Below are 15529 nucleotides of genomic sequence, written 5' to 3'. Positions count from 1 at the left end.
ATATGCATTTTTGACAAGGCTAAGAGCTACGGTTTTATCCGAAGGCTCTTTGCCCTGCGCCAGCTCTTGCCTGATGCGAACTTACTGGTTCGCTTTGAAGCCTGACTTCTGCACCACGGGGCGAAATGCTTCACGCTGCGTGTGAATGGTCTGACTCAAGGCACTGGCAGGCAGGCCTGTGGTCACCAGGCCCAGCTGTGCCATGCTGGCCGAGAAGTCGGGTGTTTTCACAATTTTGATCAAGGCCGCTTGCAGCTTCTCAACCACGGGCACCGGTGTGCCAGCCGGGGCAAACGCGCCATACCAGGCAGTCGACAGCTCAAAGCCAGGTGCACCACTTTCACTCATGGTAGGTACGTTAGGCAGCAAGGGCGTGCGCTGGGTGCCTGTTACGCCCAAATACTTGATCTTGCCGGAGCGCTGCAGCTCGCTTTGGCCTCCCACTGTGTCAATGCCGATCGGCAGTACACCGCCGATTTCGTCGGTCAGCATGCCAGGGGCTCCTTTATAGGCGACGGGTTGCAAGCTGTGACCTGTGTTTTTATTGAGATTCAACAGGCCAAAGTGCACGGTGCCACCGAGTGAAACCATGCCCACGCCTGTCTGGTCTTTTTGTTGCTTCACCCAAGCCAGGTACTCTGACATGGTGTTGTAGGAGCTGTTAACAGAGGTTGAGGCCACCATGGGCGCGTCGGCCAAATGTGCAAGAGGGATGAAGTCCCGATCCGGGTCGTAGCCCAGCTTGTCATAGGTCAGCGGAAAAATGATGAAAGGCGTGGCTGGTGAAATCAAGATGGTGTTGCCATCAGGGGCGGCCCGCTTGACGGCTTGAACAGCCAGCTGGGTGCCTGCGCCGGGGCGGTTTTCCACAATCACGGTGGTGCCCAGTTCGGTGCGCAGTTTTTCGGCCAGTGCGCGCGACATGTTGTCTAGGCCACCGCCAGCAGAAAAACCAATCACGATTTTGAGCGGTGTGCTGCTTTGCGCATACAGCGTGGGCGCCGAAGTGAGCGCGCATGCTGCCAAAGCCATGTACAGCGAAGTTTTAAGGATAGATTTCATGCTTGTCTCCTGGTGCTTATTGTGAGAAGGGCAGAAGTACTGCCTCGGTTTAGCGCTTGAAAATCGAATGCAAGGCCAGCGAAATTCCGCTGAGTACAAGTAAAAATCCGATGATTTTCTTCACCCTCTCTGGCGTTAGCCTGCGGGTGAGGCGATGGCCGATGACCACACCGAGCAGTGCCATGCAGAGCAAAACTGCCCAGCGCTGCCACAGCACGGCATGGCTGAGGCGTCCTGACAAGCCCATGGCCAGCAGCACGGTGCAGGCGGCCACTGCAATGACCAGGGGAATCGTGGCGCGCAAGGCAGCGATGTGGGACAGACGCCGGCTGAGCCAGACCGCCACGACCGGGCCTGCGGTACCAAACAGCATTTCAATCAAGCCAATCAGCAAGCCTGCCACAGGGCTCCAAGCTGCAGCTGCGACAGTCTGCGGAGCAACGCGCGGGCGCAAAGTCATGGCTCCCACGGCGGAGATGTACAGACCCAGCGCCAGCAACGGCCACTGCGGTGCCAGCACGCCGCTGAGCCATAGCCCCAGCAAGGCGCCAGCCAGTACACCGGGCAGCAGGCGTTGCAGCTCTGAGCGGGCTACGTTTTTGAAGTTCAGGCCCGCTTGCAGCAAGGATGCAGGCACATCCAGCAACAGAGCCAGTGCCACCACTTCGGTGAGTGGCCACTGCCAGCTGAGCAGCGGCACGATGACGAGTGCCGATCCAAAGCCTGTGATGCCGAGCACCACATAGCCCAGCAGCACGGTCAGTGCAGGGTAGGCAAATTCGAACATGTGGGCGCTTAAGTGGCGAGGGCTGCCTGCGGTGCAGACGACCAGCGCACCTCACTGCTGCGCGTGGTGCCTGGGTCCAGCGGGTAGATGGGGCGGTTCAGGTGCTCGAAGGGGAAGATGTCATAGTCAGAGCTGCAGACACCGGGGCCGCTGATCAGCACAATGTGCTTGGCAAACGCTTCAAATCCTGCACGGAAATGCTGGCGCGATTTGATCAGCACGTATTTGCACTGTGCGGGGTCTACCCCCGCATGGGTGAAGACGCCGGTGTCGTAAGGCTCCTGAGGACGTTCAGAAATAAAAATACGCACGGATGTGCCCACACGCAGGACGGCGGTGCGGCCCAAGCTGAGTTTGATGCCAGTGAACATCGGGCCAGTCACGGTGTATTGACCGTCTGTGAGTTGCTCAACCACTCCGCAAAGTGGCAGGGGCTGCCCCTGCAAATGCAGGGCGGGCAAATCGGTTTTCCCTCCCACATTCAGCGAAACGCTGGCACCCACACCTTGGGCAAACAAGTGTTCCACGGCAGCAGGGTCGCAAAATGGGCCGGCCACTACGTCTTCCAGCCCCTGTGCCAGCACCTCTTGCAGTACAGCCATGACATCGGTGGTGCCACCAGCGCCGCAGTTGTCACCGTGGTCGACCAGGATCACCGGGCCTTCTTGCAGCGTTTTGGCGTAGGCAATGGAGGTATGGATGGGCTCGGAGGGAAAGACAAAGTCAGCACGGCGCTCCCAGGCCATATCGGTCAGCTGTGTTAGCAACTGCTCGGCGTAGGCCACTTCAGAGGCATCTGCGATCAAGACAGTCGATAAGCCTGCACAGTTCACATCAGACAATGGGAACCCGCCAAACACCGACGCGTTGAGCAATTGTCCGCTGCGCTCTGCCTCCATGGCCAGGTCCATGATGTCTTTCATGGGCTGCATGGAAGGGGTTTGTTTGAGCATGTGTGTGAGCATCGGCAGGCGGCTCCACAGCATCACGGGATTCACGCGGCCTTCTAGCTGCGCCCGGATGGTGCGCCCCACGCGCGCACCAGTTTCATAGATATCCACATGCGGATAGGTGCAGTAACCAGCAATGACTGAGGCGTTGCGCACCAAGGCTTCGCTGAAGTTGGCGTGAAAGTCCAGAGCCACGCCAATGGGCAGGCCGGGGGGCGTACATGCCCGCAGACGGCGCAGCAGTTCGCCTTCGGCGTCTTGAATCCCGTCTACCACCATGGCGCCGTGCAAATCCAAAAGAATGGCGTCACAACCTTGCCGTGCAGAATGGGTCAAAGCGCTGGCCAGCGTTTCAAAAGCGTCGCGGGCGACCAGCCCGCTGGGCACTGCGCTGGCACACACGGCAAATTCCACCTCAGCGCCCATGGCTTGAGCCAAATCCAGGAAAGCTGCTGCTGCACTGTTGGTGCCTTCGCAGGCTTGACGGGCAAGCGCGCCGAAGGAAGGGCCATGCGGGTTGCCAGTGCCGCGCCGAAAGTCCGACAACTGCGTGGAGACAGGAGAGAACGTGTTGGTCTCATGGCGGATCATGGCAATGACGAACTTCATGGTGCTGCGCTTTCGGTGAGTGTGCTGGGAGGGTTTCAGCGCGGTGGATGAAGCCCGCGGCTACCCGTTCAACGAAAGTTTAGAAAGCATGAAAAGCAATGTCTAATATATAGTTAGTCTTTCAATATATATTTTTTATATGGACGAGCATCGTCTCAAATGCTTTGCTGCTGTGTATGAACTGGGCAGTGTCTCTGCGGCTGCAGTGCGCCTGCATATGACCCAGCCGCCGCTGAGCATGCTGCTGCGCAAACTGGAAGATGAGCTGGGCGTGCAGCTTTTTGACCGCAGCAGCAAGCGTCTGGTGCCTACCGAGGTGGGTCAGCTTTTTTATGTACGCGCCAGGGCTATGCTGGCAAACATGGAGTCCACCCGGCGTGAGCTGCGCAAGGTAGAGCGAGGCGCAGGCGGTGTGGTCAATATTGGTTGCCCCACGGCGGGCAGCCTGTTTGTGATTCCGTCCGTGATGGAAGAGGTTAAGCATGAATGCGCCATCCATGTGCATGAGGGTGAGGCAGGTCTTATGCTGCAGCGCTTGCGTGAGCGCAGCCTGGACTTGCTGATCAGCCGCAGCCGCCTGCACGCCCCGGAGATGGAGGTATGCCCCATCTTGCACGAACCTTTGCTGGTGGCGCTGCCGCCAGCACACCCGCTGGGCCAGCGCCACAGCATCCGGCTGGAAGAACTAAAGGGCGAGCGCTTTTTAATTCATCGCTCTTCGGCAGACTCGGGGCTGCACGAGGTGGAAATGCAGGCCTGCCAGCAAGCAGGGTTCGTACCCAATGTGGTGTATTTAGGGGGAGAAACAATCCCCATGCTGCTGATGGTGCAGCAGGGCCTGGGCGTGGCTTTTGCACCGTACAGCTTTTCCCAGCTGCAACTGGCACAACAGATGCACATGGTGCCGCTGGAAGAGCCCGTGCTGACCACTTGCCTGAACCTGATCTGGAGCAAGCAGCATGTCCTGGCACCTGCCGCAGAGCGCGTACGCCGCTTTGTGGTGCAAGCGTTTGGAAGTACGTAACCTTGCCCCTGAAAAGGGGGCTCTCGGCTTTTTCAAAATGCAGACAAGGAGCCAGGAAATGGTTGCAACCCAGTGTCAACGAGACCGGCAGCAGCCCAGCGCACTCCTATCGCGTTGAGGGTCTTGCAGGCTGCTCTCAGCAGCCTGCCATCAACAGCTTCCCCACCCAGAGCTACTTGACCTGCAGCCAGCAGCAGCGTCAAAGTTGACATGGCATTTGATAATCCAGAACTCACTCTCGATTTGCGTTGATTATGGATAAATTGTTTCTGCAAAAGCAGGTGTTAGAACGGCTGGCCGAAGACCTGCTACAAGTTGAACAGGCAGCGCGCCAGGCCCATGAAGCTGCGACTCACGAAGAAAATGTCGCTGAAAACAAATACGACACATTGGGCCTCGAAGCCGCCTACCTGGCCACAGGCCAGGCTCGACGCGCTGAAGCTATCCGTCAGGCTATGGCCAATTGGCGCAGGTTTCACCCACACCCCTACAACGCCAGCAAAGGCATAGAGCTCGGCGCATTGGTCTGTCTGGTTGATTCCGACGAAAAGCAGCAACTACTTTTTCTCGGTCCCAACGGGGGCAGCATGAAGTTGGTCAGCGCCGCTGAACCCATTCAGGTCATCAGCAGCGAAACACCACTGGGCAGGGCCATGCTGGGAAAGTTCGAGGGTGATGAAGTGTCGATACAGATCGCTCAAATCCGACAGCAGTTTGAAGTGCTTAGAGTTCATTAGCCAGTGGAAAAGACGAATTGGTCTCCACCCCTTTGGAACAGCTGAAGGCTGCAAGCACACAGCCGAAAGTTAATCTGTGACTGCTTTCAGTGAAGATTCTGAAATGGAGCTACCGGCCAGAAGTCATCCTTGGAGGTGTTCCCATTTACGACTGCTTCAGGCTGGGAACCGTCATTTAGTTTTGGGCGCTGCTATAACGCCGATATCAGTCATTGGCGGCTCTAATGCTGGTTGGTCACTAAAGAGCGCGAATCGACAGCTCAATAGCACTGTCGCCGAAGATGGCTAGAGCTGTCCACCCTACACTGGTAGGCGGTATTCGCCATACCAAAACGATTCAGTAGTGGGGAGATTTTTCCAGCGCTAGTAACGCCTAAGCTGTGCAAAGTAGATCTCAAATTCAAAAAAATCACGCGAGGGGGCGTCTTGTCAAATAAGTTTTCTGTGAACAACCTGTCGCCATTGATCGGAGATCCAGAACGCCAAGCCATCGACTCTCTTCGAGGATATGACTATCAAATATGGCGCACACTGGAGACATGGTTGGGACTGCGCGATGGAGAGATGTTGTGCATCGAATGCGCCGAGGACTTTGACGTTGTTTCACCTGAGAGCGCCATAGCTACTCAGGTGAAGAACTCCCCCGCGAATGTCTCGCTGAACTCAACGGATGTCAAAGAAGCGATCACTAATTTCTGGCGGCACAAAGAGAGGAATTCCAGTCGATATCGCGTGACGATGCGATTTCTCACTCGAGGGGGAATCGCAAAGGAGCAAAAATCCTATCTTGGGAGCGAGAAGGGCTTGGAGTTGTGGGAAAAGGCCGCGAGCGGAGATGACGAAGCGACTCGGTTAGTGGCTGCCCATTTGAAGAGACAGGGTGGTAGCTCTTCATTTCTTAAGTTTTTAGAAAACGCCACAGCGGAGCAACTAAGGGAGGGACTGTTTTCCCGGATAACTTGGCTCACAGAGGAACCTACTGTTGAAGCCGTCGTTCTTGCTGTGGAAAGACTGGCAATTAATTACGGGAATCAGACAGGTATCGCGCCCACTGTGTCTAAGAGAGCTGTCGCAGGCCTGCTGGAGCATTGCCGTGAGACGGCCCAAAATAACGATCCCGACCTACGAACGCTCACTTGGCAGGATGCGCAGCTTGCATTCGAACAGAACTCGACCTTGGCAGTTCCCCTTACGCAGCAGTTAGCGGCTGCAGTGAGCGCGATGATGGCCGCCGGGCAGGGGCAGAGTCAAGGAGCGTTCGCATTTTCGACAGGATATTTTGACGGCGACCTGCCCGAGCTGCCAATGAGTTGCTTGCCCCGTGAAGAGTTTGTGAAAGAAATGGTGAGTCTCGCCCAACAGCAGTATTGCGTGCTTGTAGTCGGAGCGGAGGGAGAGGGGAAAAGCACCTCCGCGAATATGCTAGCCAGACACCTGGGGAGTTCATCGTATTGGATGGATCTTCGTGGAGGTGATGACAAAATCTCTGCTGCGGCGATCGAAAATGCATTGCTGCAAGTGAGATCGCCTTCTCGACCTGAGAGCATCGTCTTGGACGATGTGCCCGTCGCCACCGGCATTTCCGATGAATTGTGGGGCAGGTTGAGGATTCTGATTGACTCCTCACGCCGCTCTGCTGTCATGCTAGTGATGACCAGCAAAGGAGTTCCTTGTGATCAGGTGGATCCAAAATTAAAGACCGCGGGAGTGGCAATCATCGCTGTCCCGCGCATCACCCAAGACGAAACGGAGCGGTATTTCCTCTCATTGGGATGTCCGAATCCAGGTGCGGCGGAGACATGGGCCAAGCTCACATTGGCTAACTCCGGCAATGGCCACCCTAAGCTTGTTCATTTGGCCGGACTGGAGTTAAAGGAGCTGGGATGGAACATGAGCCATGTAGTCGGGTTTTTGACTGCGCCGCGAAGCATCGAAGAAGCTCGCGCAAATGCGCGGCAAACGGCATGCAAGACCGTTCAGTTGCCCGATCGTGATCTTTTGTTCGCCCTCAGCCTCGCACTCAATCCTTTTGACCGATCTCTGGCGCTTGATTTGGGAGGTCAGCTCAAGCTCGAAGAGCCTGGCGTGATTTTTGATCGTTTGAATGGGCGATGGATTGAGCGTTATGGACGGTCAAGCTACAAGGTGACGCCTGTACTCAGCAACCAAGCCAAGGAGCTTTGGGACGCCGAGCGTGTGAAATTGACGCATGGGTTGTTGCTGGATTCCTACCTGCGGCGGAAGGTGATCGACGTCGAGGAGGCAATGGGCCTATTCTTGCATGCCTTTTTATCGGAGGATCCGAAGCGCTTCCTACCGTTTGTGAACAACTTGATCTCCACTCTCGAGGAGACACAGGGTCTTGCCGAGTCTCTGGAATTAATTGTTGCCATCGGGGAGAAAGAGAATCAAAACGCGATCGTGTTTGATGTTTCTTGTTCTCTTTCTTTTCGATTGCTTCAATTTCGGGTCGCAAGATCAAGGAGACCCGAAGCGCTGCCGGAAATTGCCAGGAGATGGCGCGCAGAAATTGAGCGGGTCCCAGAAGGCCTCTTGCGCACAACGATGTTGATGATGCGTGGTTTTTCCGTGGCGGGCACGATTGATGGCGCGTTCTCTCCAGCGCAGATCGTCGAGGCAGTGGTCGACGCGATTGGTCTAGAGAAACTGGACATGCCCATACTGAAATTGACGGCAGCTGAGGCGCCTTTTGTTGATTCGAACAAGGATCCGGATCCAATTCAGCTCCTGTTTGTTCTCGCCCAGGCAAATTCGTCTTCCTCAAAGGATGTCTCGGGCTTCCTCGATGCTCTAGAAAATCTTGAAGAGGGCGCTCGCGACAGATTGCTCGGGGCCTTTGGGCTTTCGATCGTTCAGGACGCAGGGACATTTTTTGATAGAGCCCTAGTGTCAGAGAGTAAGAAGGCGTCGCCAGATTGGCGGTCGTTCGCTAACGTATTGGATCACGCAGTGACGCTCTCGAAAGAGTGGAATCAGTGGGATTTCGGGGTGTCGGCCGCTAAGGTGTTGGCGATTATCTTGAATGAGCATCTGGATGAGCGAGACAGAGCAGAGGACGTTCTGCTGGATCTTCTAAAACGAGGTTCATCCAATTTACTCCGTGACCAACTGGCGAACATTGCGTTCCGCCACCGTGAGGACGAAAAGGCGCTGTGCCTTTGGGCTGAGTGTCTTCATGGGGCTCCTCGTGCTGGCGAAATTGAGAAAGGCATCCGAGATCCGTTCGCGATGCGCCGCGCGGGTATCGCGGCTGACAGGCTTGGACAGCATGATCTTGCTGCTGAATGGTTTGAGTCAGCCGCAAGAGTCACATCTGTATTTTTGGGTGGAATTCCTGCGGCGCCGTTTCGCATTGATGCTGTGTATTGCTGGTTTCAGCATGGAGATGCAAGAAGGGCGCTCCAGTTAGCCGCAGAAATTCTGGAAGAGGTTGGAGGCGTGATCGATCCTCAGCAATCACCTCGCATGTTCGCGACTCAAAAGATGTTGGGTGTGGTTGTGTTTTGGTTTTGGCAGGAGCTTGTTGGCTCTGTCGGTGAAAGTGGTAAGCCATTTGCCGGCATGTCGAGCAATCCAGATCTTGATGTCGCGGCGATTGGAACGCTAGATCCGGCGCCTCGGGACTTGTGCGCTTTGATGATTTTTGAGTGCGCAACGCTACTCTCTATTGAGAATGGCTGGCTGGTGAAGTTGAGCGAGATTCTTGAATCCACGCGTTTGCCGTTAGCTGCTCTGGGCTATTGGCAGCTCTGCCTCCAAAAGTCGTTGGCCCAGGGACGATATACCGAGTCCGTGAATGCCATCTATTTCGCCAATGAAGCCTACCTAAAGATGCGCGTGATGCATGCACGTCAAGCGGTGAAATTGATGGATTTCGATGAGGAGGTGTCTGCTGAGCTTCGCGAACAGGATGTCCAAATGGCACGTCTTTCGGTCGTCTTGGCGTTCGCTCTGGCCAAGATGAATGGGGCAAACGTGGATAGCTTGCTACGCGATTGGCGATCTACTTTGGCGGCATTGCCTCACGGCGCTTTCTTGGGAAACCTCGCGGACGAAGTTGCGGTCTATTTCCGGGTTAATCCGAAAAAGGCGATAGATCTGGTGCGGGGTTCGCAGAACGATTTTGAACGGATAGGGGCGTCGGTATGCGTGCTGTGCGAAGACTCGCGGCATCCGATTGACACTGCGCACGCCCAATGGGTATTGGCATACAAGCTATTGAGCCCAGAGGCACGCGTGTTGATTAAAGTGCCTTTGACCGCTTTGTGCACCATGTTCGCGCGACATTGGACCCAGCACATGCAGACGCCGGCCTTGCTGTCGTCTCCGCGCTTTTCTTTGCCACAGATCGAAGCAGCTATTAGCGGCCCGTCGGCGCCGAGCGAAAGACTTATGAAATTGGCGCTGGCGGGTGCTGCTGCATCAGGGGCTACTATTCCTTCTTGGTTGCTTGAACGGTTAAAGGAAGTGAGTGAGGCTGATCGGCCAAAGGAGATCCTGAGCGCGAAGTATTCGATGACTTTTTGATTCCAGGGTGTAGATCTCTGCGCTCGGACCTTCTGGATGCGGATGCAAGACAGCGTACAGCCGGTGTCAGCCCCTCCTATGAAACCGGACGTCGGGCCAGACAAGGCGTAGGCATTCAAATGACTGCTGCGAGTACAAACCGTTACGTGACAGTGTGACTGCGAACGTCTGCAATCGCTGCGCAACAGACATTGGTCACCGCCCTACGAGCGACAGCAACGGGACGATTTACGACATAGGGCCACAACTAGCTTTGACATGCTAGAAAAGTTCGTGGCCACATTGCACTAAAAGTGGCGATATTGAATGCAAATCGCTGGTGGGTTTGGCATGCGAACCGGTGGTGTTTTTTCTATGCGAACACTTGGAGGATTTCAAGCGAATACCCAAACAGACGTACAACCGAAGTGCTTTGGCCATTTCAGACAACACACAAAAGCCTAACTAACCACCAAAACAAAAAGCGCTCCAATGGAGCGCCTTTTTCATAGCATTCAAAGCAACGCTGGAAAACTCGAAGCTTAAATACTGCAAGCAGAAATTACTCAGATGTTTCTGAGTTTACGACTTTGCAATTACAAACCCTCGCCCCGCAAACCCGCATGGATGCTAGCCCGGGGTTTACGACTTTAATTGCGAGTTTACGACTTTAATTACCCAGAATAAAAGCAACGCTGGAAACTGAGTTTTCACTCCACGGTCACGCTTTTGGCAAGGTTGCGCGGCTTGTCTACATCGGTGCCGCGCGCCACAGCGGTGTGGTAGGACAGCAGCTGCAGTGGCACCACGTGCAAGATGGGGCTGAGAGCGCCGTAGTTTTCGGGCATGCGAATCACGTGCATGCCTTCGGCGTTTTCGATGTTGGTTTTGGCATCTGCCAGCACATACAGCACACCGCCGCGCGCACGCACTTCCTGCATGTTGCTTTTGAGCTTTTCCAGCAGTTCGTCATTGGGAGCGACCGTGACCACGGGCATGCTGCTGTCGACCAGCGCCAGCGGGCCGTGCTTGAGTTCTCCAGCGGGGTAGGCTTCCGCATGAATGTAGGTAATTTCTTTGAGCTTGAGCGCACCTTCCATGGCGATGGGGTAGTGCATGCCACGGCCCAGGAACAAGGCGTTTTGCTGCTTGGCAAAGTTTTCTGCCCAGCTCACCACTTGAGGCTCCAGCGCCAGCACCGACTGCAGGGCCACAGGCAAATGGCGCATGGCGGTCAGATATTCCTGCTCCTGCGCTTCGCTTAGCTTGCCCTTGGATTGCGCCAGAGCCAGGGTCAGCAAGAACAAGCCCGCCAGTTGCGTGGTAAACGCCTTGGTGGAAGCTACGCCAATCTCCATGCCCGCACGGGTGATGTACGCCAGTTTGCATTCACGCACCATGGCGCTGGTGGCAACGTTGCAAATGGTCAGCGTATGGTGCATGCCAAGGCTTTGCGCATGCCGCAGTGCGGCCAGGGTGTCGGCAGTCTCACCGGACTGGCTGATGGTGACCACCAAGGTTTTCGGATTAGGTACGCTGGTGCGGTAGCGGTATTCACTGGCCACTTCCACGTTGCAGGGAATGCCCGCAATCGATTCCAGCCAGTACTTGGCCGTGCAGCCGCTGTAGTAGCTGGTGCCGCAGGCCAAAATCAGCACGTTGTCGATTTCATTGAATACACGCCACGCTGCTGCACCCTCTGCGCCGTCGAACAGCTCGGGGGCGATGTTGACAATGCCTTCCAGCGTGTCACCAATAGCGCGTGGCTGTTCAAAGATTTCCTTTTGCATGTAGTGGCGGTAGGGCCCCAGCTCTACAGCACCGCTGTGCGCATGCACCGTTTTTACGGGCCGCTGCTCGGGCAGTACCGCATGGCCAGTTTTGTCTGCAATCCAGTAGCGGCCCGGCTGCAGGTCTACCAGATCGCCCTCTTCCAGATACACGATCTGGTCGGTCACGCCAGCCACCGCCATTGCATCACTGGCCAGAAAGAATTCACTGTTGTCGCGCCCCACACCCAGCACCAGAGGTGATCCGGCGCGGGCTCCCACCACGCGGTGTGGCTCGTCCTTGTGCATCACGGCAATCGCGTAAGCGCCATGCAGTTGTGCACGCGCTGTTTTGACAGCGTCAAACAGGTCGCCGTTGTAGTGGCTGTCCACCAGGTGGCAGATCACTTCGGTGTCGGTCTGGCTGGCAAACACATAGCCCTTGGCTTGCAGCTCGGTGCGCAGTTGTTCGTAGTTTTCGATGATGCCGTTGTGTACCAGCGCTACGCGGGGCGGTTTGCCGCTGTCCACGGTTTCGCCCGGTCCGTAGCTGAAGTGGGGGTGGGCGTTGCGCACAGCAGGCTCACCGTGCGTGGCCCAGCGTGTGTGAGCAATGCCTGCCAGGCCTTGCAGGTCATCTTGGGTCACTTGCTCCAGCAGCTCCGATACACGCGCTGTGCTGCGTGCGCGCTGCAGGCCCTGGCTGATGGGTGAGCCAGCCACCATGCGGTGCACAGCTACGCCGCAGGAGTCATACCCGCGGTATTCCAGGCGCTGCAGGCCTTGAACCAGAACAGGAACGATATTGCGCGTGGAAACGGCGCCGACGATGCCACACATAGGCTGTACTCCGAAAAGATTGGAACGATGCACGATGCTAAAAGCAATGCAATAAAACTTATGATCTATTTTTTGACATTTAAGAAATTAAATTTCACAGAAAAACACCGAAGAAATTAAATTTCACAAATATATGAATGATGAAATTAATTTATCAGACTCTGCACTCGATCTGACTGACCTGCAACTGCTGGATTTGCTGCAACGCGATGCCGGGCAAAGCAATGTGCACCTTGCACAACAGGTGCACATTTCGCCCCCCACCTGTTTGCGGCGCATCCGCCGTCTGCATGCTTTGGGCCTGATTGAGCGCCAGGTAGCCATTGTGCGACCGCAGGCTCTGGCCCATCTGGTGGGCCATGGTTTGCAAGCCTTGGTTGAAGTGACGCTGGAGCGCCAGAACGCCGAAGCGCTGGATGCATTTGAAGCCGCAGCTGTGGCCCACGAAGGGGTGCAGCAATGCTGGCGCGTCTCGCCGGGGCCCGACTTTGTGCTGGTGGTGGCCTGCCGCGACATGCCGGCCTACTTGGCGCTGTCGCAGCAACTGTTCACGGCGCAGGGCAATGTGCGCAATGTCAAAACCTTTTTTGCCACCAAGCGGGCCAAGTTCAGCCCCCACTTGCCACTGCTCGCCACCAAGTCCTAAAGACCAAAGACTCAAGAGCGGCGTGATGGATCGCTGTTATCTGTTGCTGCACAGGTGCTGGAGACGCCTGCCGCCTGAAGCAGTCAGTGCGCACCCGGCCAGTCCAGGCTGACCGTGCAACCCTGCCCGGGCTGTGATTGCACGCCCCAGCGTGCGCCATGGCGCTGCGCCACCGTGCTGACCAGGGCCAGCCCGCAGCCTACGCCGTCAAATTCGTTCTCGTGGTGCATGCGCTGAAACAGCTCACCCAGTTGCTGGGCACGGCTGTCGTTAAAGCCAGCACCGTTGTCCTGCACCACCAGGCGCCACCAGCCATCGGCCAGCGGCCAGGCTTGCACCTGCACTTGCGGTGACGCCTGACGGGCAGAGAACTTGATGGCGTTATCCAGCAAAGCTTGCATCGCCACGCGCAGCCACTCGGCATGTGCCAGCACGGGCACCTGAGCTGGCGTGGGCAAACTCCACTGCACCTGCGGGTACTGGGCTTGCAGGGCCTGCACCAGGGGCACGGTCAATGCCACCCAGTCCACCAACTCGGGCTGCAACTCGGCACGGGCAGCACGCGAGATGTGTACCAGCCCATCGAGCATGGCCGACATCTTGCGCGCAGCGCGCTCCATGGTGGATGCAAATTCGTGCGCATCTTCGGCGGCATGCACCGCTTGCGGCGCAGCGGCTGCCAGCTCACCCACCGATTCTTTGAGCAAAGGCGCAAACGACACCACATGTCGCAACGGCGCACGCAAGTCATGTGCCACGGCACGCATCCACGACGCATGGGCGGCGTGCAGGCGCGCCATGTCTGCCTGCTGCTGCGCAATCAGGGCCAGCGCCTCGTTCAGCGTGCCGGGGGTGGGTGATTGCGCCTGCTGCATGGTGGTGGGCCTTCAGGGTTTGGGTTGTTTGGTGGGGCGCTTCCAGTTCGTAATCGATACCTGCTTGCCGCGCGAGACGGCCAAAACGCCTGCGTCCACTGACTTCGTTACGGTGGAGCCGCCGCCCACGGTGCTGCCCGCACCAATGGTGATGGGAGCCACCAGCACGCAGTTGCTGCCCACGTGCACGTCAGCCTCAATCACGGTGCGATGCTTGTTGGCACCGTCGTAATTGGCGGTGATAGCACCCGCGCCATAGTTCACGCGCTCACCCACCGTTGCGTCACCCAGATAAGCCAGGTGGTTGGCTTTGGCGCCTTCGGCCATGGTGGAGTTTTTCACCTCCACAAAATTGCCGATGTGCACTTCCTTGCCCAGCTGCGCACCCGGGCGCAAGCGGGCAAACGGGCCAATCAAGGCACCTTCGCCCACGCTGGCACCGAGCTTTTCTCCGTCGATATGCGTGAATGGATGGATCACTGCACCCGCCGCAATGGTGGCATTGCTGATGTGACAGTGCGCGCCAATGCTGGCACCTTCACCAATTTGCACCTTGCCGGTAAAGATGCAGCCCACGTCAATTTCTACGTCTTGCGCGCAGACAAGCTGCGCCGCATTGCCACGCACGTCGTCACGCACATCAAAGCGTGCCGGGTCTGCCAGCCGCACGCCCTGCTCCATGTAATGGCTGGCTTGGCGCAGCTGGTGGGCCCGCTCCAGCTCGGCCAGTTGCAGCGGGCTGTTCACGCCTGCCACCTGCACCGCATCGCTGATACGGTGCGCCACCACGTCCACCCCGTCTGCCACGGCCATGGCAACGATATCGGTGAGGTAGTACTCGCCCTGGGCGTTGTGGTTGTTCAGTTGCGCAAGCCATTGCGCCAGGCGTCTGGCGGGCACGGCCATGATGCCGCTGTAAATTTCGTGGATGGCGCGCTCTGCATCGCTGGCGTCTTTTTGCTCGACGATGCGCTGCACCGTGCCTGCCGCGTTGCGCACGATGCGGCCATACCCGGTGGGGTTGTCCAGCGCCACGGTCAGCAATGCCATGCGCGAGCCGTCTGCAGCCTGCACCAGATCATGCAGCGTTTGCGCCTGCGTCAGCGGCACATCGCCCGACAGCACAATCACCATGCCGTCATCGGCCAAGGCAGGTACCGCCTGCTGCACAGCATGGCCGGTGCCCAGTTGCTGCTCCTGCCGCACAAATTTCAACTCCACCCCAGCTTTCGCACTGCTGCACTGGCTGATGGCAGCTTCTACCTCTGGCGCGCCATGCCCGGTAATCACTACCGCGGAACGCGCCTGCAATTGCACTGCCGTATCCAGCACATGCTGCAGCAAAGCACGCCCCGCCAGCTTTTGCAGCACCTTGGGCAAACGGCTTTTCATGCGGGTGCCTTTGCCGGCAGCCATGATGACGATATCAAGGGGGAGTGCGTTCTGAGAAGACATAAACATTCTGTGTGAGGTCTGACAACCCCCAGCGCGGAGGTGCGCAATTATCTCGCGCTCTGTCGGCGCTGAAAGCGAGCGTGCATACGGATTTACGTGGGCCGCACACGACAGCCTCTGATTAAGTGTTTGATTTTTATCAGACATCCCCAGCAACACCCTGCTTTACCCATTGGTGTGCGCTCGGGCTTTATGCATTCTGTACAGATCTTTGCGCTGGCAACGGCTGCACCCTTACCCCAACCACA

The 15529-nt window shown here is 57.0% G+C and carries 10 protein-coding genes; 4 read left to right on the top strand and 6 right to left on the bottom strand.

What is annotated here, in order from left to right; translation table 11 throughout:
* Positions 1-81: 81 nt before the first annotated feature.
* From IB213_RS01130 to IB213_RS01120, 3 genes are read right to left on the bottom strand one after another with little or no spacing between them, the layout of a single operon-like run.
* Entirely contained in the window at positions 82-1062 is a 981-nt protein-coding gene (locus IB213_RS01130; protein WP_192405119.1) for a tripartite tricarboxylate transporter substrate-binding protein, read from the bottom strand.
* A 49-nt stretch (positions 1063-1111) separates the two neighbouring features.
* Positions 1112-1849 carry a sulfite exporter TauE/SafE family protein gene (locus IB213_RS01125; protein WP_192405118.1) on the bottom strand — a complete coding sequence of 246 codons (738 nt, stop codon included), beginning with the start codon at positions 1847-1849 and terminating at the stop codon, positions 1112-1114.
* 8 nt (positions 1850-1857) lie between these two features.
* Complete coding sequence (locus IB213_RS01120; RefSeq protein ID WP_192405117.1) at positions 1858-3408, bottom strand: M81 family metallopeptidase; 1551 nt, start codon at positions 3406-3408, stop codon at positions 1858-1860.
* A gap of 139 nt (positions 3409-3547) precedes the next feature.
* Between IB213_RS01120 and IB213_RS01115 the strand changes: the two genes are divergently transcribed.
* The 3 genes from IB213_RS01115 to IB213_RS01105 all read left to right on the top strand — a co-directional run bounded on the left by IB213_RS01115 (position 3548) and on the right by IB213_RS01105 (position 9717).
* On the top strand, positions 3548-4432 hold the full coding sequence (locus tag IB213_RS01115; protein ID WP_192405116.1) for a LysR family transcriptional regulator: 885 nt from the start codon (positions 3548-3550) through the stop codon (positions 4430-4432).
* A gap of 254 nt (positions 4433-4686) precedes the next feature.
* Positions 4687-5169 (top strand): GreA/GreB family elongation factor, encoded by a 483-nt coding sequence (locus tag IB213_RS01110; protein WP_192405115.1) that lies wholly within the window; start codon positions 4687-4689, stop codon positions 5167-5169.
* A gap of 426 nt (positions 5170-5595) precedes the next feature.
* Positions 5596-9717 (top strand): hypothetical protein, encoded by a 4122-nt coding sequence (locus IB213_RS01105; protein ID WP_192405114.1) that lies wholly within the window; start codon positions 5596-5598, stop codon positions 9715-9717.
* A gap of 689 nt (positions 9718-10406) precedes the next feature.
* Here IB213_RS01105 and glmS read toward each other — a convergent pair.
* Positions 10407-12305: a glutamine--fructose-6-phosphate transaminase (isomerizing) gene (glmS, locus tag IB213_RS01100; RefSeq protein WP_191722507.1), complete on the bottom strand. Its 1899-nt coding sequence runs from the start codon at positions 12303-12305 to the stop codon at positions 10407-10409.
* A gap of 133 nt (positions 12306-12438) precedes the next feature.
* On the opposite strand from glmS, the gene IB213_RS01095 reads away from it, so the two are divergent.
* Positions 12439-12951 carry an Lrp/AsnC family transcriptional regulator gene (locus IB213_RS01095; protein WP_192405113.1) on the top strand — a complete coding sequence of 171 codons (513 nt, stop codon included), beginning with the start codon at positions 12439-12441 and terminating at the stop codon, positions 12949-12951.
* Between the two features lie 83 nt (positions 12952-13034).
* Here the strand turns inward: IB213_RS01095 and IB213_RS01090 are convergent, their stop codons facing one another.
* Together IB213_RS01090 and glmU are read right to left on the bottom strand one after the other, a co-directional pair.
* Entirely contained in the window at positions 13035-13826 is a 792-nt protein-coding gene (locus tag IB213_RS01090; RefSeq protein WP_192405112.1) for an ATP-binding protein, read from the bottom strand.
* A gap of 12 nt (positions 13827-13838) precedes the next feature.
* Positions 13839-15281: a bifunctional UDP-N-acetylglucosamine diphosphorylase/glucosamine-1-phosphate N-acetyltransferase GlmU gene (glmU, locus tag IB213_RS01085; RefSeq protein ID WP_192405111.1), complete on the bottom strand. Its 1443-nt coding sequence runs from the start codon at positions 15279-15281 to the stop codon at positions 13839-13841.
* Positions 15282-15529 lie beyond the last annotated feature (248 nt).

Origin of the sequence: Comamonas sp. CMM02 (assembly GCF_014851485.1) — a bacterium.
Lineage (GTDB): Bacteria > Pseudomonadota > Gammaproteobacteria > Burkholderiales > Burkholderiaceae_C > Comamonas > Comamonas avium.
Note: the sequence above shows the minus strand (reverse complement) of the source record. Positions and strands in the feature narration are given on the sequence as shown.